General features: G+C 68.6%; 19 protein-coding genes. 15 read left to right on the top strand and 4 right to left on the bottom strand.

Annotated elements, in window-relative coordinates; genetic code table 11:
- The first annotated feature begins 117 nt into the window (after nt 1-117).
- From HMPREF9006_RS01170 to HMPREF9006_RS01140, 7 genes are all read left to right on the top strand, one after another.
- Nucleotides 118-1056 (top strand): GNAT family N-acetyltransferase, encoded by a 939-nt coding sequence (locus tag HMPREF9006_RS01170; protein ID WP_009211694.1) that lies wholly within the window; start codon nt 118-120, stop codon nt 1054-1056.
- A 17-nt stretch (nt 1057-1073) separates the two neighbouring features.
- The gene (locus tag HMPREF9006_RS01165) at nt 1074-2096 is read left to right on the top strand and encodes a GNAT family acetyltransferase (RefSeq protein WP_009211693.1); all 1023 of its coding nucleotides are present in this window, start codon (nt 1074-1076) and stop codon (nt 2094-2096) included.
- 218 nt (nt 2097-2314) lie between these two features.
- Nucleotides 2315-3781 carry a sugar porter family MFS transporter gene (locus HMPREF9006_RS01160; protein WP_034230814.1) on the top strand — a complete coding sequence of 489 codons (1467 nt, stop codon included), beginning with the start codon at nt 2315-2317 and terminating at the stop codon, nt 3779-3781.
- Nucleotides 3774-4724 (top strand): carbohydrate kinase family protein, encoded by a 951-nt coding sequence (locus HMPREF9006_RS01155; RefSeq protein WP_009211691.1) that lies wholly within the window; start codon nt 3774-3776, stop codon nt 4722-4724. Before HMPREF9006_RS01160 ends, HMPREF9006_RS01155 begins: the two co-directional genes overlap by 8 nt.
- A gap of 291 nt (nt 4725-5015) precedes the next feature.
- Nucleotides 5016-5537, top strand: coding sequence for a hypothetical protein (locus tag HMPREF9006_RS01150; protein WP_009211690.1), 522 nt, complete (start codon nt 5016-5018; stop codon nt 5535-5537).
- A gap of 21 nt (nt 5538-5558) precedes the next feature.
- Nucleotides 5559-7037 (top strand): hypothetical protein, encoded by a 1479-nt coding sequence (locus HMPREF9006_RS01145; protein WP_009211689.1) that lies wholly within the window; start codon nt 5559-5561, stop codon nt 7035-7037.
- Nucleotides 7016-8233 carry a S8 family peptidase gene (locus HMPREF9006_RS01140; RefSeq protein WP_009211688.1) on the top strand — a complete coding sequence of 406 codons (1218 nt, stop codon included), beginning with the start codon at nt 7016-7018 and terminating at the stop codon, nt 8231-8233. Before HMPREF9006_RS01145 ends, HMPREF9006_RS01140 begins: the two co-directional genes overlap by 22 nt.
- A 58-nt stretch (nt 8234-8291) precedes the next feature.
- On the opposite strand, the gene HMPREF9006_RS01135 is transcribed toward HMPREF9006_RS01140, so the two are convergent.
- Nucleotides 8292-10760, bottom strand: coding sequence for a DNA gyrase/topoisomerase IV subunit A (locus HMPREF9006_RS01135; protein ID WP_009211687.1), 2469 nt, complete (start codon nt 10758-10760; stop codon nt 8292-8294).
- A 67-nt stretch (nt 10761-10827) separates the two neighbouring features.
- Between HMPREF9006_RS01135 and HMPREF9006_RS01130 the strand changes: the two genes are divergently transcribed.
- Nucleotides 10828-11379, top strand: coding sequence for a DUF5998 family protein (locus HMPREF9006_RS01130; RefSeq protein ID WP_009211686.1), 552 nt, complete (start codon nt 10828-10830; stop codon nt 11377-11379).
- The gene (locus HMPREF9006_RS01125; protein ID WP_009211685.1) at nt 11376-12521 is read left to right on the top strand and encodes an alkaline phosphatase family protein; all 1146 of its coding nucleotides are present in this window, start codon (nt 11376-11378) and stop codon (nt 12519-12521) included. The genes HMPREF9006_RS01130 and HMPREF9006_RS01125 overlap by 4 nt, the downstream gene beginning before the upstream one ends.
- Before the next feature lie 6 nt (nt 12522-12527).
- Here HMPREF9006_RS01125 and sepH read toward each other — a convergent pair whose 3' ends face one another.
- A complete protein-coding gene (gene sepH, locus HMPREF9006_RS01120) occupies nt 12528-13709 on the bottom strand; it encodes a septation protein SepH (RefSeq protein ID WP_009211684.1) in 1182 nt (393 codons plus the stop codon).
- A 165-nt stretch (nt 13710-13874) separates the two neighbouring features.
- Here sepH and HMPREF9006_RS01115 point away from each other — a divergent pair, with 165 nt between their 5' ends.
- From HMPREF9006_RS01115 to HMPREF9006_RS01100, 4 genes are read left to right on the top strand one after another with little or no spacing between them, the layout of a single operon-like run.
- A complete protein-coding gene (locus HMPREF9006_RS01115; RefSeq protein ID WP_009211683.1) occupies nt 13875-14177 on the top strand; it encodes a DUF4193 domain-containing protein in 303 nt (100 codons plus the stop codon).
- 9 nt (nt 14178-14186) lie between these two features.
- On the top strand, nt 14187-14819 hold the full coding sequence (locus HMPREF9006_RS01110) for a DUF3710 domain-containing protein (protein ID WP_009211682.1): 633 nt from the start codon (nt 14187-14189) through the stop codon (nt 14817-14819).
- Nucleotide 14820: 1 nt separating this feature from the next.
- Complete coding sequence (locus HMPREF9006_RS01105; RefSeq protein ID WP_009211681.1) at nt 14821-15201, top strand: OB-fold nucleic acid binding domain-containing protein; 381 nt, start codon at nt 14821-14823, stop codon at nt 15199-15201.
- Nucleotides 15201-15884 (top strand): DUF3159 domain-containing protein, encoded by a 684-nt coding sequence (locus HMPREF9006_RS01100; RefSeq protein ID WP_009211680.1) that lies wholly within the window; start codon nt 15201-15203, stop codon nt 15882-15884. Before HMPREF9006_RS01105 ends, HMPREF9006_RS01100 begins: the two co-directional genes overlap by 1 nt.
- Here the strand turns inward: HMPREF9006_RS01100 and HMPREF9006_RS01095 are convergent.
- Both HMPREF9006_RS01095 and HMPREF9006_RS01090 read right to left on the bottom strand, forming a co-directional pair.
- Nucleotides 15818-16531 (bottom strand): potassium channel family protein, encoded by a 714-nt coding sequence (locus HMPREF9006_RS01095; protein ID WP_009211679.1) that lies wholly within the window; start codon nt 16529-16531, stop codon nt 15818-15820. The two genes, HMPREF9006_RS01100 and HMPREF9006_RS01095, sit on opposite strands and share 67 nt — an antisense overlap.
- Nucleotides 16532-16533: 2 nt before the next feature.
- The gene (locus tag HMPREF9006_RS01090; protein ID WP_034231880.1) at nt 16534-17184 is read right to left on the bottom strand and encodes a potassium channel family protein; all 651 of its coding nucleotides are present in this window, start codon (nt 17182-17184) and stop codon (nt 16534-16536) included.
- A gap of 106 nt (nt 17185-17290) precedes the next feature.
- On the opposite strand from HMPREF9006_RS01090, the gene HMPREF9006_RS01085 reads away from it, so the two are divergent.
- On the top strand, nt 17291-19351 hold the full coding sequence (locus HMPREF9006_RS01085; protein WP_009211677.1) for an APC family permease: 2061 nt from the start codon (nt 17291-17293) through the stop codon (nt 19349-19351).
- The gene (locus HMPREF9006_RS01080; protein WP_009211676.1) at nt 19348-20697 is read left to right on the top strand and encodes a class I SAM-dependent RNA methyltransferase; all 1350 of its coding nucleotides are present in this window, start codon (nt 19348-19350) and stop codon (nt 20695-20697) included. Before HMPREF9006_RS01085 ends, HMPREF9006_RS01080 begins: the two co-directional genes overlap by 4 nt.
- Nucleotides 20698-20703: the final 6 nt, after the last annotated feature.

Here is a 20703-nt window from a genome sequence, read left to right as displayed (position 1 = left end):
GTGACTAAAGGCCCGAACAGCCGGTAGGATGTCGGCATGACAGGACTTGCGCAGCGACTCACGCCGCCCGGGTCCGTCCCGTACCCGGGCAACCACCTCGGGTTGCGCTGGCGGCCCATGATCGGCCGCGACGCACCCGCGGTGTACGCGCTGATCTCGCTCATCGAACGCGACGACGACGCCATCCGCCGCACCAGCGTCGACGACATTGCCGACATGATGGAAGGCGAAAACGGGCGCGACTGGGTGGACACGATCGTGGGCCTGGATGCCAAGCAGAGCATCTGCGCGGTCGCCTCCGTGCGCGTCCTGCGCGGCATTCACGAGGCGGCCACCGCCATCGTCAGCGCCTACATCCACCCCCACTGGCGCGGCCGTGGCGTTGGCCGCGCCCTCCTGTACTGGCAGGACGGGCGCGCCCGCCAGATGCTGGTCGAAACATTCGGAGCGGACTCCGAGGTCCCCGCCTCCATCTCCAACCTCGTCGACGCGCACATGACCGACCGGCGCCGCCTCTACATCGCCGCCGGGTTCTTCGCCAAACGCATCTACCAGGTCATGTACCGCGACCTGGCCGGAGGCGAGGTCGCGCCGCAGGCCCGCCACGGCTACCGCATCCTGCCGTGGAACCGCGTGGCCCAAGACCAGATCCGCGCCATCCACATGGAAGCATTTCAGCAGGCGTTCCGCTCCCCGCTGCGCTCCCTGTGGTGGGACGACGCCATGAACCACTTCGACCCGCGCTGGTCCTTCGTCGCCGTGGACGCAGGCGGCGACGTCGTCGGCTACGCGATGACGGGGCGCCCCGCCCAGCGCTGGGTGGCAACGGGCCGCCCCGAGGCCTACATCTACCTGCTCGGCGTCGCCGAGGCACACCGGGGCCGGTCGGTCGCCAGCGCGCTCGTGGGGAACACGGTCGCCGCCGCATCGGCCTCGGGGGTCTCACGCATCGGCCTCGACGTCGACCTCTCCGGCCCGGATGGCGCGCACAGCATCTACGAGCATCTCGGTTTCGTCGACGAGTCAGCCGAGGTCTACTACACGATCAACCAATAGCCCGGAAGGAGGCGAGCATGAGCATTCCCCTCGCGCAGCGAGCCGATGCCCCCGAGTTCGTTCCCCTGCCGGGTGAACATCACGGCATCGAGTGGGAGCCCCTGACGGGGGCACACCACGGCGCCCTGGCCGCGCTCTTTGCCCGCATGGAGGCCCGCGACAACCCTCCCTACCGCACCAGCGCGGAGGAGGTGGAGGAAATGCTCTCCTCGGCCTCGCAGTGGAGAGGCCTCGTGGGCATCGTGAGACGAGGCCTGGGGGCCGGACGCATGGTCGCCTTCGCCCAGGTGGTCCTGCGCTTTCCCGGCCGCGCCGAGTGCGTGTGCGTGGGTGGGGTTGACCCCGACTTCCGATGCATCGGCCTGGGCAGCTCGATCGTGGACTGGCAGGAGGGGACGGCCCGCCAGATGCTCTCCGAGGTGGAGGGGGACGGCCCCGCCCAGATCACCTGCCACGTGGAGTCCGGCCAGGATGACCTCGAGGCGCAGCTTAAGGTTCACGGCTTCCGCTGGGCGCGCACCTACTACGAGCTGCGCGCGTCGCTGGCCGACCTGCCGCCCGTGCCCGACCTGGGATCCTACATGAGCATCGAGGCGTGGGGCCCGCAGTGGGAGGAACCCGCGCTGCGCGCCGCGAACCGGCTCAACGAGTCCGAGTGGGGGCGCCCCCCGCTCACCCAGGAACAGTGGATGCACGGGCGCACCGCGTTCGCCCCCGAGTGGTCATTCGTCGCCGTGGATCGCACGGGCGATCGCCCGCGCGTCGCCGGCTTCCTGCTGGCCTCGCGCTACGAGCAGGACTGGGCTGCCCTGGGGTGGCGCGAGGGCTACATCGACCAGCTCGGTGTCCTGTCCGCGTGGCGCGACAGCCGTGTCGCCGACGCGTTGATCCTGGCCTCGATGTGGGCCCAGCGCCGCGACGGCATGGACCGCGCCGCGACGGGGGTGGGCTCGGCCAACCACACGGGTGTGCTCGCCGTGTACGACTATCTGGGTTTCCGCACGGTCGGGCAGACGCGGCTCTACGCGATCGAGGTGTGACGCTCGTTTCACATAGTGGATGCATTTTGGAGGCCATCCCTGTGTAAGAGCTTACAGTTTTTAAGTTTGGGTCGGCGCGTTGTTGGTAACCGGCGCCATGCGGGGGAATATCCCGCAGAGGTCCTAATTGTCTGACCAATTAGTTTTCTAGGCTCGCACCAGAGGCCCCCAGTCGCCTCGGCGCCACGCGCGTCCCCAACCCACAGTGCGGAGCCAGCATGACCACGAAGCCGTCAGCACCACCCACATCCATTCCGCCATTGGTCATTCGAAGTGCCATCGTCGCCTCCCTCGGCGGTCTGCTCTTCGGCTTTGACACGGCCGTTATCTCCGGTGCGGAAGAGAAACTCACCAAGCTGTATGCCCTATCCTCCACGGGCGAGGGCATGATCGTCGCTATCGCGACCATCGGAACGATCATCGGCGCGATCATCGCCGGTAAGCTCGCCGACTGCTTCGGCCGTAAGCCCGTTCTCTTCTGGATCGGCATTCTCTTCGGCGTCGGTGCCCTGGCGACCGCCCTGGCCCCACTTCCGACGCTGACCCCGCTTGGGGACGGAAAATTCGAGGCATCTTCCTCCTTCCCGATCACGTTCTTCATGCTGTTCCGCTTCCTCGGCGGCATCGGCGTCGGGCTGTCCTCCGTGGTCGCTCCCATCTACACCGCCGAGATCGCCCCCGCTCGCGTGCGCGGGCGCCTGGTCGGCTTGGTCCAGTTCAACATCGTCTTCGGTATCCTCCTGGCCTACGCCTCCAACGCAATCATCCGCGAGATCGCACACGAGGACATCGCCTGGCGTTGGATGCTCGGCGTCATGGCCGTCCCGGCCGTCTTCTTCCTCATCTTCCTGGCGACCGTCCCCGAGACGCCTCGCTGGCTCCTGGCCCACGGTCGCGAGGAGCGGGCCGTGAAGATTTCTGAACGCCTCACCACCTCTCAGGCAGAGTCCGACGAGCAGATCGCCGAGATAAAGGCCCAGATCGCCGAGGACGCTTCCGGCGGCAAGGTTGCCTTCTTCACGCGCCGCTATCGCAAGGTCATCCTCATGGCCTTCTGCATCGCGATGTTCAACCAGCTCTCCGGCATCAACGCGATCCTCTACTACGCTCCCAAGGTTATGAAGCTCGCCGGCGGCGAGGAGGTGCTCGGCGCGGCATTCCCCTACGTCGCTTCCGTCATCGTCGGCCTCATGAACCTGATCGCCACGATGGCTGCCCTCACCGTCATCGACAAGCTGGGCCGACGCCAGCTCATGATCGTCGGCTCCATCGGCTACCTCATCTCGCTTGGCTTCCTGTCGGCAATCATGTTCGCCTACAAGGGGGGTGCCTTCGCAGAAGGCAGCGCCGTTCCGGTGTGGCTGATCCTTGTCGGCCTGCTCGCCTTCATCGCCTCGCACGCCTTCGGTCAGGGCTCGGTCATCTGGGTGTTCATCTCGGAGATCTTCCCCAACCGCGTGCGCGCCCGCGGCCAGTCTCTGGGGTCGCTCACGCACTGGGTGTTCGCCTTCGTCACCACCTACGCGTTCCCCGTGCTCACCGATAAGCTGGGCGGAGGTTTCGCCTTCGGAATCTTCTTCCTGGCGATGATCGGTCAGCTATTCTGGGTCCTGAAGGTGATGCCCGAAACGAAGGGCATTCCTCTGGAAGAAATGGAAGAGAAGCTGGGGTTGACGAATGACTAGGATCGTGAACATCGGTGAAGCGCTCATTGATGAGATTACTCGCCCGAACACCGCCCCCGTCGAGGTCGTCGGCGGCTCGATGCTCAACGTTGCGGCCGGCCTGACCCGCCTGGGTCACGACTGTGAGCTGGCCACCTGGTTCGCGGACGACGCGCGCGGCGCGAAGGTGCGCGAGCACGCGCAGAACGCCGGGGTGACCCTGACCCCCGGAAGCGACGCGGCCGAATTCACCACGGTCGCGCACGCCTCGCTGGACGAGCGCGGCCGCGCCACCTACGAGTTCGACCTGTCGTGGGATGTGCCCGCCGTCAACGACCCGGACACGGTCGGCCACGTGCACACGGGCTCCTACGCGGTCGCCGTGCAACCCGGCGGCGAGAAGGTCCTGGCCGCGGTCAAGCGCCAGGCCATCCGCGGCACGGTCTCCTACGACCCGAACATTCGACCCGCGCTGCTGGGCACGCCCGACGAGGCGCGCCCCCACGTCGAGGCCATCGTTGCCCTCGCGGACGTCGTCAAGGCCTCGGACGAAGACCTCGAGTGGCTCTACCCGGGCCGTCCCGTCGAGGACGTGATCCGCGAGTGGTCCCAGTCGGGTCCGGCGCTGATCGTGTGCACCCGAGGTCCGTGGGGCGTGTACATCAAGACCGAAGCCGAGCGCGACATGCTCGTCGTCGACCCCCTCGACGTCGAGCTCGTGGACACGGTGGGCGCCGGGGACTCCCTGATGGCGGGCCTCATCTCCGGTCTGCTGGACGCCGACCTCCTGGGGTCCGGCGAGGCGAAGCAGCGCCTGCGCGAGGCGTCGTGGGACCAGATCCTGCCCGCGATTCACCGCGGCATCGTCACCTCCGGCATCACGATCCTGTACGAGGGCGCCTACTCGCCCACGCGCGAGGAGGTTGCCTCTGTCCTGGCCGCAGATCCGAAGCTGCGCGGCTAACGGCGCATTCGCACGAGCAGGCGGGGGTCGGCCACATGGCCGACCCCCGCCGTGTTGCATGCGTCGACGCGCCCGCGCCTGGAGCCGCCCCATGAGGTGCCTTGGCCGTTGGACGCGGTCGCAGGGGCGTTGCGAAGCTATCGCGCAGGCGTCGGGAACTCAGGGGGCAGTTGCAGACATCGTGGGAGCCACGTGCGAGCTTGTCAATTCGCGATCCTGACCATATGCTTACTGTCGTCCCACGACGCGCCGCGCAAGGACCGCGGCGCGAATTCTTCCAGGAGGTAGGCAGTGGCCGACGTCGGTTTCGACTCCGAGAAACACGCGCTGACACGCGGAGATATTGGAACGGGGGGGGGGGGGAGGTCGCTCGGGGATTCCTCCCAGGCGCTGGGCAGGATGATCGAGGCGCAAAAGCCTGAATACTGGTCGGAGGAAGGGGGCTTCCAGGCCATGCGCTCCGCGCTCCTATCCTACCTGGAGGCCGAGGATGACATCCTGCGTCGGCAGAAGAAGCGCTTCGTGAAGTTCCAGGGCAACGTCGACACCGCCGCCGAGGCATTCACCGCCGCCGAGGCGGGAAACCAGGAGGAACTGGCCCGAATCCTCGCCGCGATGGAGCAGGCGCAGGGCGGGGCGCCCTCCGCGCCCACGCCCGCTCCCTCGCCGATCACCGGCGCGACCCCACCCGCAAGCGCGACGCAGGCGCCGCCCGGCGGCCCCTCAGCTACCCCGCCCGCCGGAGGCTCCGGCGCCCCGAGTGGCGCCGTGCCCGGCACCGCGCCGGTTCAAAACCTGCCGTCGGACATCTGAGAGGGACAAGGAGAAACCCCCATGGTTGACAGCCCCATGTACGACCGACTCATGCGCCTCGTCGCCGCCATCGACAGCGCCTCGGCGTTGGACGCCACCGACGACGACCACAACGCCATCGTGTGCGGCCTCAACGAGGCCAACAACTCGACCTACCACATGCGTCTCCACCAGGGATTCACCGGCGAGACCGGCGACCAGATCGACTCCTGGACCGACCAGACCATGAAGCGCGTCCAGGGCATCAAGGACAGTCACAACGCCGCGATGGAGTACTACGTCGAGGCGCGGCGGGCGATGAAGCACGTTCGCGAGGAAGCCCAGCAGCTGTCCCCCTCCCTCATCGACTCCCGGCTGCAGACCCTGCTGGACGCCACCGACGTGGTTGTCCCGGTCGCCAGGTTCCTCGGCCCGCTGGGGGAGCCCGTCAACGCCCTGGCCGTCGGAGCGGCGGCCTACATGCAGGCCATGGTCGCCCAGGCCAACGCCCAGCGGGAAGCTGCGTCCGCGGACATCCTCGAGAGGGCCAACGCCACGATGGAGAAGCTCGCCGATGGGATGAGTAGCAGTAAGGAGAGCCTCAAGAAGCACGTGGGTACGGGCATAGGCAATCGATTTGATGGTGGACCATCGACCCCGTCGGTGCGCCGGGACATCGAGAACGGCCACCTGAACACCTCGACGCACGAGCCGGGAGTCTACCCGGGCAACCGCGACACCGACTACGGGAGGACCGGCCTGCGGGGGCCGAACTCCGGCCTCTACCCGGGCGGATTCGACGAGGAGGGGCACATCAACGGCCGGGCCATGTCCTCGCCCCGGATCCCCAACAGCTTCGTCACGGAGGGAGAGCCGGGCTCGCGCCTCAACCCCATCACCGACCCCCAGGACCTCATGGGCGTCGACCTGCTGCACACCCGCGTCAACGGCGACCGCCACGCCAACGGCGTCGTCGGTGGCTACACCCCCGCCCCGCCCACCGATCGTTACCACCCGCTGTGGGGTATCAACGGAGGCCCCGGCAGCGAGTCGGCCCTCGCCGCCCGCCTGGGAGGGGTCGGCGCGCTCGGGGCGGGGGCCCTCGGCCTGGGCCGCGTGGCGCGCATGGGAGCGGCGGGCCTTACCTCCCCGTCCGGCGTGTTGCGCGTCGGCTCCTACGGAGGCCCCGGCTACGGCACCTACAGCGCCCCCGCGCAGGGTGCCGGTGCGGCGGGAGTGAAGGGAACGACCGGGATGCCCGCCGCTGCACCCGGGACGGGCGCGGGCAGGGGCGCGGCTCCGGGAGCCGGAGGCTACATGGGAGGAAGCGGAGCCCGCACGGGCGCGGGCAAGGACGAGAAGAAGAGGCACCGTCGCAAGTACACCCCCTTCCGCGTGGACGACTGCGAGGACGGGGTCCCGCCCGGCTACGTCAACCCCCAGTCGCAGACCTACGGCTCCGATCGTGACATCTCGCCCGCCCCCAGGAAGGACGACGGATGGGACCCGCGCCAATGGTGACCTTGAGGACAACGAGACATGCCCGGCGACGCGGGAGCGGGGGCGGCGTCGCGCTGGCGGCCGCGCTCGCGTGTGCGGGCGCCTTCCTGCCCGCGCCCCCCGCGCGCGCCGCCGATCCGATCACCGCCGCCGACCAGTCCTACTTCGCCTACTACCACCTGGACCAGGCGCGCGCCAAGGGATACACGGGCAAGGGCGTGAACATCGCGATGATCGACGGCAAGGTGGATACCGGAGTCCCGGAACTTGCCGGGGCACAGGTGGCATCCGAGAGTCCTTGCACGATTAACTCTTCCCCAGCCGTCACCAGCCACGGAACCGGGGTCGCGTCGATCCTCGTGGCGCAGGGCTACGGCGTGGCCCCAGAGGCATCACTGCATGCGTATCAAGTCACCTTAGATATGAATGGCGATACAAGCGAAAGCGATTGCAAGGATAGGACTGGATCCTTGCGTGATGATCTGCCCTGGCTCCTCAACGCGGCCATGAACGACGGGGCCCAGATCATCAACCTCTCGGCATCAAGCGAATCCGGCACGAAGGACCTCAAGTGGGCGGTCGCCCGCTCCATGGCCCAGGGCGTCATCATCACCGCGGCGGCGGGCAACGGCGCACAGGACGATGACGACACGTCGCTGTCGAAATGGTCCGGCGTCGTCGGCGTGAGCGCGATCGGCGTCGACAGCGCGAGGCAGGACTACTCCTCGTGGGGGCAGGGTGTCACCGCAGCCGCCGTCGGCGGACCCGTGCTGACACGTAACATCGCGACGGGGCAGACTGAGACCGCCTACGGCACATCCGTCTCCGCTCCTGTGGTCGCCGGCGTGCTTGCCCTCGCACGCCAAAAGTGGCCCAACGCCACCAGCAACCAGCTCCTCCAGCTCCTCGTCACGACGGGACTCAACCCCGACCACGGGTGGAACCAATACACCGGCTACGGCGGCATCGACCCCGGCGCGATCCTCAACACCGACCCCACGCAGCTGCCCGACGAGAACCCCCTGGCCGACAAGGGAGGCGGAAGCAGCCCCACCCCGGCCGAGGTGCGCCAATACGCCGACGGCCTCGTGAGTCCCACCGAGATCGTCAACGACAGCTCCTACACCTACCGGGGGCTGGACGAAACCGCGCTCAAGAACCCCGCGAACGGCTACCCGACCCACATCGGAACCAGCCCGAGCTACCACGCCAAGTAGGACGATGAGATGAGGGGCGGCCGTTCCCGTCCGACCGTCGTCCCTCGCCGGGACAGCCTCAGCCGATCGACGCGATCGCGAAGGTGATGGGAACCCCGGAGCCGTCGCGGCGCTCGTCCTCGGCCGGCAGGTCGATGGGGGAGCCGTCGACCGACGCCGCGCGCCCGGGCCTCGTGCCCACCCACGCGACATCCAAACGGTCCTCCCCGCGCAGGAAACGCTGGCAGCGCACCCCCTGGCCGCCGCGCCCCTTTGCCGGATAGCACTCCAGCGGCGTGACCTTCACGGTCGTCTGGCCCGTGCCCGGCAGCGCCCCCAGCGCCGCCGCCACCGTCACCACGACCGCGTCGATGGGAGCCTCCACCACCCAAAAGCCCAGGGCCTCGGCTCCCGCGTTCAGCTTCATGCCGGCCATCCCGCCCGCGGTGCGCCCCTGCGGACGCACCTTCGCCGCCGGCGTGCGCAGCAGCTGGGCGTCCGACGAGATGAACACCAGGTCCGCGTCGTCGCTGCACCGATCGAAGCCCACCAGCCGGTCCCCGTCCTCCAGGGCGATCACCTCCCACTCCTCGCGCGCCAACACGTCCGGGCGTAGGCGCTTGACCGTGCCGCGGGCCGTGCCCATCGCCACGACATCCGTGCCGTCGGGATCCAACAGGCCGACCGGAACCGAATCCGTGTGCAACAGCAACTCCGAGGGCATCGCCGCGGCCAGAGACAGGCCCGTGTCGAAGCGCGGAAGCGCAGGCAGGTCAACCACGTCGATGCGGTGCGCGATGCCGTCCTGGGTGACGACGGCAACCTGGGAGCGCACCGAGGACGCCAGCTGCGCGCGCCACCCGTCCGAGGCGGCCCGCGGACCCGGCTCCAGCGGGTCCCCGCCCTCGACGCGCGCGAGGGCGCCCGACGAGGACAGGACCACGACGCACGGGTCATCGGGAATCTGCAGGTCCAGGCCCTTGCCAGAACGCGACACCGACGGCAGCGCAGCCAGCGCGGCGTCGTCGGCACCCGCCCCCACGGGGGATCCCGTCGACGCCAGCAGCAGGGTGCGCCGGGGAGTTCCGAGGCGATCGGAGACCTCGCGCAGCTCCTTCTTCACCAGGGCACGCAGCAACTCCGGATCGTCGAGGATCTCGCGCAGCTGGGCGATCTTGGCCACCAGCTCGTCACGCTCGGACTCCAACTCGATGCGCGAGAACTTTGTCAGGCGCCGCAGCCTCAGCTCCAGGATGTAGGTTGCCTGGGCCTCTGACAGGTCAAAGGCCGTCATCAACCGCTCGCGCGCCACCTCGGCATCGTCGGACGAACGAATGATCGCGATCACGTCATCGATGTCGAGGATCGCGACCAGCAGGCCCTCCACCAGGTGCAGGCGATCCTCGCACTTGCCCAGCCGGAAGCGACTGCGACGCGTCGTCACGTCCAGGCGATGATCGAGGAAGACCTGAAGCATCTCCTTGAGCCCCAGCGTGCGCGGCTGCCCGCCCACCAGCGCGACGGCGTTGATCGAGAAGGAATCCTCCAGGGGGGTGCGCTGATACAGCTGCTGGAGCACAGCCTCCGGGTTGAAGCCGTTCTTCACCTCGATCACCAGGCGAAGCCCGTGGACGCGGTCGGTCAGGTTCTGCACCGACGAGATGCCCTTCAGGCGCCCCGCGCTGGCGTTCTCCTTGATCTTCTCGATGACCTTCTCCGGCCCCACCATGTAGGGCAGCTGCGTGACGACGATGCCCATCTTGCGCGCCGTCACGCGCTCGATCTGCACCTTTGCCCGCGTCTTGAACGCGCCGCGCCCCGTCTCGTAGGCATCCTTGATGCCGTCCAAGCCCACGATGACCCCGCCCTCGGGCAGATCCGGGCCGGGAATGTAACGCATCAGGTCGGCCACGCTCGCCGAGGGGTGATCCAGCAGGTGAATCACGCCGGCGATGGCCTCGCAGAGATTGTGCGGCGCGATGTTGGTGGCCATGCCCACCGCGATGCCCGACGCGCCGTTGACCAGGAGCTGGGGGAACGCGGCGGGCAGGACCTCCGGCTGCATGAACTGATTGTCGTAATTGGGCACGAAGTCGACGGTGTCCTCATCCAGACCGGTCACGAGATCCACGGCGGAGGGGGCCATGCGCGCCTCCGTGTAACGCGCGGCAGCCGGGCCGTCGTCCAGGGACCCGAAGTTGCCGTGCCCGTCCACCAGGGGAACCCGCAGGTTGAAGGGTTGGGCGAGGCGCACCAGGGCCTCGTAGATCGCGGAATCGCCGTGCGGGTGAAGCTTGCCCATGACCTCGCCGACCACGCGCTGGGACTTCACGTGCCCCTTATCGGGGCGCAGCCCCATCTGATCCATCTGGAAGAGAATGCGCCGCTGAACGGGCTTGAGCCCATCGCGAGCATCGGGAAGGGCGCGGGCGTAGATGACCGAGACCGCGTACTCCAAGAAAGACCCGCGCATCTCCGCCGAGACATCGATCTCGGAGATGTTCTCGTCCGCCTCGGGAATATCGACGACATGGTCCTTCTTAGCCATACGCGCAATTATTGCGCGGCGGGGCGCTCATTTCGACTGCCGCGCCGCTTCGGGGCACAATTGGGGGATGGACACATGGATCCGTATCGAACGCGGCGGCTTCTACCCCCGGGCCGTCAAGAGCGCGCTGCGTCGGGCGCTGGGAGGCGCCGAACCCCTGGCCACCCTGTGCCAGGTCGACACGGGCTTCGACCGCGGCGCCGTCTTCCGGCACCTGACCATCGCCTCGCTCACCGAACGCGCGATCATCCAGCTGCACGTGGACGAACTGGAAGGCGGGTCGGTCTCCGTTGCGACGGCCGTGCGCCGCGCCAGCGACATCGCCGGATATTCCACGATGGAGGTCTACGCGGACCCCGAGAACGCCTCCGGGCTCACCGAGATGACGATCGCCCTGGACCTGGGCGGAGCGAGGCGTCTCGAGATCGAAGCCGCGCAGTGCGAGGATCCCCACTGCGTGGCCGACCACGGCTTCACCGGCACCTCTTTCCCCGACGACATGACCTTCCGCATCTCCGCCGCCGCCGACGGCCAGGACGCCCTGGCGGAAGGCCTCGCATTCGTCGAACGGCTCGCGCACCTATCCGGCACCCGCAGCGGAGCGGAGGTCGCGCAATGAGCGCCACCGGAACGCTGAGGCTGCCCGGCGCCGATCTTCCGGGAGCCGCCGACCCGGTCATCACCGACGTCATCCCAGCCTCCCTGTGCGCTATCGACCCCTCGCTGCCGGGAGCCGACCAGCGCGCCGCTCGGAACCTGGGCATCGAGTCGGGCGCCAGCCAGCTCCTCCTCATCCTCGTCGACGGCCTCGGCTACGAGCTGCTGGCCGACCACATGGGACACACGCCCGTGCTGCGCAGCGTGCGCGAGGACATCCGCTCCATCCACACGGTGGTCCCCTCCACGACGGCGGCCGCGATCACCGCCTTCGGGACCGGGGAGCGGCCAGGGGCCACCAACATGGTGGGCTTCTCCGTCGCATACGGCTCCGGCGTCATGAACCTGCTCGCCATGCAGGGAGGGCCCGCGCCCGCCACGTGGCAGCCGAAGCCCACGTTCTTCGAGCGCCTCGCCGAGCGGCAGGTTGACTCGGCCGTCATCTCACCGGCAAGATTCGCGGGCTCGGGGCTGACGGGGGCAGCCCTGCGCGGCGCACGCCACGTTGCCGCAGAATCCCTGAGCGAGCGCGTCGACGCTGCGCTTGCTCAGCTGCGCGCGGGCACGCCCCTCGTCTACCTCTACTGGTCCGAGATCGACCACGCGGGGCACGGCTCCGGCGTCGGGTCCGAGGCGTGGATCGCCCAGCTCGAAGAGTTCGACTCCGGGCTCTCCTCGCTGCTGCGCGGCCTTCCCGCCCGGGTGCGCACGGTTGTGACCGCCGACCACGGCATGATCAACGTGGAGTCGGCCAGCCTCATCGACGTCGCTCACACGCCCAGCCTGCGCGACGGCGTGCGCATCGTCGCCGGAGAGACGCGCGCGGTCCACGTACACGCCGAGGAGGGGCAGGGCGCCCGGGTGGAAGAACGCTGGCGCGAGACGCTGGGTGAGCGGGCATGGATCCTGTCCGGGCCAGAGGTGAGCGCGCTCATCGGTGCGGGCGACGGCGCGAACATCATCGGCGACCTGCTGGTCCTCGCCCGCGGACGAGGCGGAGTCGTCGACTCTCGCACGCAGAGCGCCTCGGCCATCGCGATGCCGGGCATCCACGGGTCCCTCACGTCCGCGGAGATGCGGATCCCGGTGGTCGTCCTGTCCTGAGGCGCCCTACGGCTTCGATCCGAAGAGGATCTCATCCCAGCTGGGGACCGACCGGCGCCCCTTCTTCGATGCGGGGCGAGCCATCCGCGTGGGAGCCGCCGCCTGGGCGGCCACCGAGCCGGTAGTCGGCGGCTCTTCCGCGTCGGTCGGCGAGGCATCCTCGGGGGAGACCGCCCGCATCGGAATGGCCGGCGTTTCGGGTTCCTCCGCGTCCGCGTCGGGGGAAGAAGACTCCGACAGCCACGGCAAGACCCCCTGTGAGGCCGCGTGCCCGGGCGCGGCCTCGTCCGGGGTCGGGCGCGCTGCGGGGGGCTCGGGAGGAGCAGGATAGGAAGGGGCCTCGGCTTGGTCGCTCGGCTCTCCCTTCGTGCGCGCCGAGGCCAGCGAGTAGATGCGCGCCGAAATTGGGCCAGTCGACGCCTCGGGTTCCCGTTCCTCGGGCTCGGGCGCAGAAATCGCTGCCAGGTACTCGGCCTCCTCGTCCTCCTCCTCACCCAGGTCAACCTCGACCCTCTGGCGCTTGCCGCGGGCGGCGTTGAGCTGGTCGACGAGGGCCTCGCGGGCACGCAGATCCTCCCCACCCGGATCGGGAGCGGCCGCGCGCGGCAGGGGAGTGAAGATCGAGGCGGTGGGGGAGGAGGACACCTGCTCGGTGAGCCACTGCGCCTCCTGGTCGATCGCCTCAAGCGTGCCCGAGGCCGACAAACTCCAGTGCGCGGCGTGCTCAGCCGCTCCCTGCACGAAGGTCACGGCGATCTGCCACGGTTCGGATACCTCGCGGGTCGCCGACCACTCCAGCGACGAGGGATCCACCCCGCGCGCAGCCAGGCGGTCGAGAACCAGGTCGCCCATGGTCGGCCCTCCCTCGCCGATGCGCACGGCGCGCGCACGCGTGAGCGCATAGTCCTTCTCCGCCTGGACGGGCGCCTCGAAACGCTCTACCGCGCCCGCGTCCATCCCGTGCTGCGCCGCGATCTCCTCGGGGGTCGCGCCCGCCCGAAGGAGTGCCTGAATGTCGCGAGGAGCGAGCGTGGGGCGCGTCGGAGCGACCTCGATCCGAGGCCGGTCGCGCCGCGCGGCGCCGCGGAGCTCGTCCGAGATCAACACCGAGTAGCGTTCTCCCTGTGCATCGGTCAGCACCAGGGACTCGCCGTCGGCGCTGGTCCCGAGCAATTCGAGCTCAATCATCGATTCCTCCTCTTACGTCCTGGTCGAATCGTCTCAAATTATGCTGACAATGTCGCGTAGCCGTGCGCGTGTCACCCATACGATGGCACATTAGTCGAACAAGTGTTATCCTCCCTGCCCATAGGCCACTCGCGCAATCCGGCTCGAGGGTGAAAGGGGAATACCATGGCAACCGATTACGATGCGCCGCGCAAGAATGAAGACGAGGTCGCAGAGGACTCGATCGAAGAACTCAAGTCGCGCCGCAACGACGCAGGCTCCTCCGAGATCGAGGAGGACGAGAACGAGGCCGCCGAGAACTTCGAGCTTCCCGGAGCGGACCTGTCCAAGGAAGAACTCACCGTTCACGTCGTTCCTCGTCAGGACGATGAGTTCACGTGCTCGCAGTGCTTCCTCGTCCATCACGCCTCACAGCTTGACCACGTGGACGAAAACGGTGCCCCCGTGTGCACCGAGTGCGCGCTCTAAGGCAGGACAATGTTCGGACGCAAGAAGAAGACAGCACCGAGCGAGGTCGAGCAGGTGGAGGAACTGCCTCGCCTTGCCGACGAGGACGCCGATATCTGGAGCGAGCCCGGCCCCCGAAACTACGGAGAGGTCGACACCTCCGAAGGCTACATCGACATGGGAGCGATCCTGTTCCCCGCCGTTCAGGGAATGCAGCTGCGCACCCAGGTCGCGGACGACGGGACGACTGTCCTGCAGATCCTCGTCGTCCTGGGCAACTCCGGCATCCAGATGAGCGTTGCGGCCGCGCCGCGCTCCGGAGGGGTGTGGGAGGAGCTGCGCGAAGAGATTCGCAAGGGCTTCGAGGAACAGAACGCCAAGGTTGCCGACATCCGCACCCGCTACGGCGACGAGCTCCTCGTCGACATGCCCATGCAGATGCCGGACGGGCGTTCGGCGACCTCGCGGATGCGCATCCTGGGGCGCGAAGGAGACCGCTGGTTCGCGCGCATCGACATCCTCGGACCCGCAGCCGCGAATGCGGAGGCCGGCGTCGACATCGAGAAGGTCATCGACCGCATCGTTGTCCACCGAGACGACCATCCGCGCACGCGCCTGGAGCTGCTGCCCGTCCGCCTTCCCGTCGGCGCGCAGGAAGCCTGACATGGGGTCGTTTCTCTCACGCGTCGGCGCCGCCCTGGGCCTCGATAAGGATGCGCGGTCCCTGGACGCCGCCCTCGACGAGGATTCCGCCCGCGCCGCCCGAGGCGTCACCCCGATTCGCGACATCGCAGACCGGAGCCACGCCCTCGTGTTCGGCACTCTCCTGGGCATGACCTACCCGCCGGAGGAAGGAGGCCAGCGTGTCCTCGTCGCGACCCTCTACGACGGCACGGATACCCTGGAATTGCGCTGGCCGGGCCGATCCTCCATCCCCGGCCTGAGCGTCGGCCAACGCCTGGAGGTCGAGGGGACCGTCGGACGAGTGGGGGAGCGCATGGTCATCATCAACCCCCTGTACCGCGTCATCGGCGGAGAGAGCTGATGCCCACCCCGCGCTGGATGAGCCAGTCCACGTCTGAGGAGTTCTCCTGGTCCCAGACCCTGGGTGGAACCCGCGGCATCATTGAGGCCTCCGCCCCCGGGCTGGTGTTCGTTGTTGTGTACGTCGCAACCCACGCGCTACTGCCCACCCTCGTCGCGGCCTCCGCCGTTGCACTGCTCGCCTGCGCCGTGCGCCTGATCCAGCGTCAGGGCGCCAGACAGGCGCTCTCGGGCTTCCTCGGCGTCGCGATCGGTGTCATCTTCGCCGCGGCAACCGGGCGAGGCGAGAACTACTTCGTGTGGGGCATCCTCACCAACGTCGCGATGTCCCTAGCCTTCGCTGCCTCCGCACTCGCACGTCGCAGCATCGTCGCCGGTCTCTACGCGACCCTGGTCGGGCTGCCCTCCACCTGGCGCAGGGACCCGCAACACGCGGCCCTGCGACGCCGATGCGGATCGCTCACGTGGATGTGGGCGGGAGTCTTTGCCCTGCGAGTCGCCGTCCAGGCGCCCCTGTGGGCAGCGGGCGCCGTCGCGGCCCTCGGAGTCGCGAAGCTGGCCCTGGGGCTGCCCCTCTTCGCGCTCGGCGCGTGGGCAACCTGGCGCGGCCTGCGCGGCTACGCCCCCGCCGACTCTCCTTCCGATTCCTCCGAATCCTCCGACGTCGGAGAAGCCACCGCCTGACGCAGGCGCACGAGGCCTTCGCTGTCGGCGTCGGGAACCAGGAGGAGCAACTCGTCGGAGGCCTCGAACACGTCGTCGGCGCTGGGGTTCATGGGACGCCCATCACGCAGCAGCGCCGCGAGCACCGCGTTCGCGGGAAGCTCCAGGGAATACACGCGTCGGCCTACGACCGGCGAGTCCTCCGGAAGGATCAGCGCGTACATTGACACGGCCGCCGTGTTGAACGAAAAGAGCCTGACGGGAACGCCAACCGAGACCGCCTCCTCCACGAGTGAGGTCATGATCCGAGGCGTCGACACCGACACGTCCACGCCCCACGCCTGGTCGAAGAGCCACTCGTTCTTCGGATTGTTCAGGCGGGCGACAACGCGGGGAACCGCGAACTCGGTCTTGGCCAGCAGTGAGATCACCAGGTTGGCCTTGTCGTCGCCCGTGGCCGCAACCATCACGTCGGCCTCGGCCACGCCCGCGTCGCGCAGCGCATCGGGGGAGCACGCGTCAGCGAGCACCCAGTCGGCGTCAGCAACCGAGGAGATCCGCAGCTTCTCGGGCGTGTGATCGATGAGCGTAATGTCGTGGCCGTGGGCCAGCAGCTCCAGCGCGACGCTGCGGCCCACCGAACCTGCTCCTGCGATGACGATCTTCATGCTCACTCCTCCATCCTCGGCGCGGACGCGAGCAGGTCGCGCAGCGGCCCGGTCTCGGTCCCGTTGACCGCGAAGTACAGCTGATCGTGCTCCTGCACCACCAAGTCGGGCGAGGCCGTGCGGATCGAACCGAGGCGCGAGGTGAAGACGATGCGGCAGCCCGTCAGCTCCTCGACGACGGGGAAACGCAGCCCGTACCAGCCGGGGGAGGGGGTCGCGTTCACGAGCGCGACCGAACCGGTTGGGTGCGACCACGTCAGCGACGCGTCGGGGGGAAGCATGCGCCGCAGCATCGACTCTGCGGTGCGCTGCACCGTGGCGACGGTCGGAATACCCAGCCGCTCGTAGAGGTAGGCGCGCGCAGGATCGTAGATTCGGGCGACCACGTGCTCGACGTGGAAGACCTCCCTGGCCACGCGAGCGGCAATAATGTTTGAGTTATCACCCGAGGAGACGGCGGCGAAAGCGTAGGCCTCCTTGATGTTCGCCTGGCGCAGGCAGTCCCGGTCCATTCCCACCCCCGTGACGCGACGGCCCGAGAAGTCCGAGGGAAGGCGCGAAAAAGCCTTGGAATCCTGGTCAATGACGGCCACGGAATGCCCCGCGGCGTCCAACGTTGAAGCCAACCGGGCGCCGACGCGCCCGCAACCCATGATCACAAAGTGCACGACTACCAACCTACTCCGCCTCGGGCGCGGTGGCCATCCGTGCGTGCCCAGCCCTGCCGCGCGGGCGCCGGGTGGACTAGGCTTACACACTGTGACGAACTTGTTGGCCTATGCGAAGCGCGTGCTCATTGGGCGCCCGATGCGATCGGACGCGATGGGTCACCAGCTTTTGCCCAAACGTATCGCTCTGCCGATCTTCGCCTCCGACGCTCTGTCGTCGGTCGCCTACGCTCCCGACGAGGTGCTTCTCACCCTTGCGCTGGCCGGGTCCATGGCGGCCCTGCAGTCCGTGTGGGTCGGCGCCGTTGTCGCGCTCGTCCTCGCGGTTGTCGTGGCTTCCTACCGGCAGACCGTTCACGCCTACCCCTCCGGCGGCGGCGACTACGAGGTCGTCACCACGAACCTCGGCCGCTCCTGGGGTCTGCTCGTGGCCTCGGCCCTCTTGGTGGACTACATTCTCACCGTCGCGGTCTCGATCTCGTCGGGTGCGAACTACATCACGACCGCCGTGCCCGCGCTGGCGGGCTACGAGGTGCCGATCGCGGTCGGCCTCGTCGTGATCCTGGCGACCCTGAACCTGCGCGGAACCCGCGAGGCCGGTGGCGCCTTCGCCGTGCCCACCTACGTGTACATGCTGGCCATCGGGCTCATGATCGTCGTCGGCTTCGCGAAGATGGCGACCGGCACGCTGGGGGTTGCGCCGACTGCGGCCTACGACCTGGTTGCCGCCCCCGGTCACACCGACGGCCTGGCCGGGCTCGCCGGCGCGTTCCTCCTGATGCGTGCCTTCTCCTCCGGTTGCGCGGCGCTGACGGGCGTCGAGGCGATCTCCAACGGCGTGCCCATGTTCCGTCGGCCCAAGTCCCGCAACGCGGCGGCGACCCTGGCGATGCTGGGGATGATCGCGGCGTCGATGATGATCTCCATCCTCGTGCTCGCCAGGGCAACCGGGGTCAAGATCGTCGACGATCCGGCCGCGCAGCTCACCGATGGGGGACGGGCCGTCGCGGAGAACACGCCCATCAACCCCGCGATTTCCCAGATTGCCTCGGCCGTCTTCGGCCAGGGGTCGATCCCGTTCATCCTCATCACCGTCGTCACCGGGTTCATCCTCGTCCTGGCCGGAAACACGGCCTTCAACGGATTCCCCACCCTGGCCTCGGTCCTGTCGAAGGACTCCTTCCTGCCCCACCAGATGGTGCGCCGAGGCGATCGACTGTCCTACTCCAACGGCATCGTCGTGCTGACCGTCGCCGCGATCGCGCTGATCGTCGGCTTCCACGCGGAGACGACGCGTCTCATCCAGCTCTACGTCGTCGGCGTGTTCATCTCCTTCACCCTCTCCCAGCTGGGAATGATCCGTCACTGGAACAAGCAGCTTCGGTCGCGCCAGTCGGGTCAGGAACGCATGGCCGTCCTGCGATCTCGGGCCGTCAACATCGTCGGTTTCATGATGACGGGCCTGGTTCTGCTGATCGTGCTGGCCACGAAGTTCACGCACGGCGCGTGGATCACCCTGCTGATGATTGCGATCGCCTTCGGCGTGCAGATCTCGATCCATCGGCACTACGAGACGGTGAGCGCCCAGCTGCGCGTGGACGACTGGAACGCGCGTCGAGCACTGCCCACCCGCGTGCGCGCTCTCGTCCTGGTCTCCTCACTGTCCCGCCCCGCCATGCGTGCGGTCGCGGCGGCGAGAGCCTCCTCGCCCACCTCCATCGAACTGGTCTCGGTCGCGGCAGACGACGAGGAGGAGAACAAGATCCTGCGCCAGTGGAAGGAGTCGGGCCTGCCCGTGCCGCTGACGCTTCTGTCGGCTCCCTACCGCGACATCTCCTCGGTGATCCTGCAGTACGTGCGTTCTCGCCGCCGCGCAACGCCCACCGAGATGCTCGTCGTCTACATGCCCCAGTTCCTGGTGACCCACTGGTGGGAGAACCTCCTGCACAACCAGTCGGCCCTGCGACTGCGCGCCGCGCTGCTTGACGTTCCCGGGGTCGTCATCACGGTCGTGCCCTGGAAGCTCGGCGAGGACGACGTCGTGGAGGGCCGCCAGCGCGTCAACGACCCGTTCCTGCGCGTCCCCGCACCCGACGCCGTCACCTCGAGCGCGGCGCATACTCCGCAGCGATCCTCCCAGGAGGCCCCGTGAGTCCTCGCCCCTCGCGTCGCCGTCCCTCCCCGCGCCGCCGTCCCGCTCTCGCGCAGCCCCGTGACGGCATCGGCGAGGTCCTCCAGCTGAGCGTCGGCGAGCCCGCACACGGCGGCGCCTGCGTCGCCCGCGACGAGAGCGGGCGTGTCGTCTTCGTGCGCCACGCGGCACCAGGCGAGCTTGTCCGTGCGCGGGTGACCGCCGTCCAGAAGAAGCTCGCGTGGGCCGACGTCGTCGAGGTCGTTGACGCATCGCCCGATCGGGTCCCCTCCGTGTGGCCCCAGGCCGGCCCCGGCGGGGTCGGCGGCGGAGAACTCGCGCACCTCACGCCCGCCGCTCAGCGCGACTGGAAGTCCCGGGTGATCGCCGGGCAGCTGCGCCGCGTGGGCGGCGAGGCTCTGGCCGATGCCGTGGACGCCCTCGGGGGAGTGCGTGTCGCTCCCGCGCCGGGCGATGAGGACCCGGGCGATCCGCTGACCGGTCGTCGCTCTCGCATTGACGTCGTCATCGACGCGGATGGTCGCGTCGGCATGCACGAGTTCCGCGGACGCCGCGTGATCGCGCTCGAGGACATGCCGCTTGCTGTGCCCGCGATCCGCGAGCTCGGGCTGTTCGATGAGGACACGCCGTGGCGTCGTCTGTGGAAGCCGGGGGACCGCGTGCGCGCGGTGGCCCCCTCCGGCGGTGAGCCCGTCGTCCTGATCGGCGAGGACACGTACGCCGCCGACGGCGTGCGTATCGACGTCAATGTGTTGCGCTGGAACGTGCCGCGTGGCTCCGGCGTCGAGTCGTACTACGTGCGCCCCTCCGGTTTCTGGCAGACGCACGTGTGCGGCGCCGAGGTGCTCGCGAACGCCGTGCTGGCTGCGGCTTTTGGTGCCCACGAGGCCGGGGCTGGGCGTGCGATCATGGAGCTGTACTCGGGCGCGGGCCTGTTTTCGGTGCCGCTCGCGCGTGCCGTCGGCGAGTCAGGGCACGTCGTGACGCTCGAGGGCGACGAGGGTGCCGTGTGTGATGCGGGCGAGAACCTCGCAGCCTTTGACTGGGTGGACGCGTTCGCCGGAAACGTCGATCGTGAGGGAGTCGTCGACCTGTCGGGCCAGCTGGGTGCCGTGCCGGACGTTGTCGTGGCCGATCCGCCGCGCGCCGGTGCGGGAGCCGAGGTGTGCGAGGCAATCGCGGCCACGGGTGCTCCTCGCGTCGTCCTGGTGTCCTGCGACCCGGCGGCCGGAGCGCGCGACCTGCGCGCACTCACGGAGTGCGGCTACACCCTGGCGAGCCTGCAGGCCTGGGACCTATTCCCCCACACGCACCACGTGGAGATGGTTTCGGTCCTGTCGCGGTGAGCACTC

Source organism: Actinomyces sp. oral taxon 180 str. F0310, from assembly GCF_000185285.1.
Taxonomy (GTDB): domain Bacteria; phylum Actinomycetota; class Actinomycetes; order Actinomycetales; family Actinomycetaceae; genus Pauljensenia.
The sequence above is the reverse complement of the archived record's forward strand: the minus strand, read 5'-3'. Positions and strand labels throughout refer to the sequence as shown.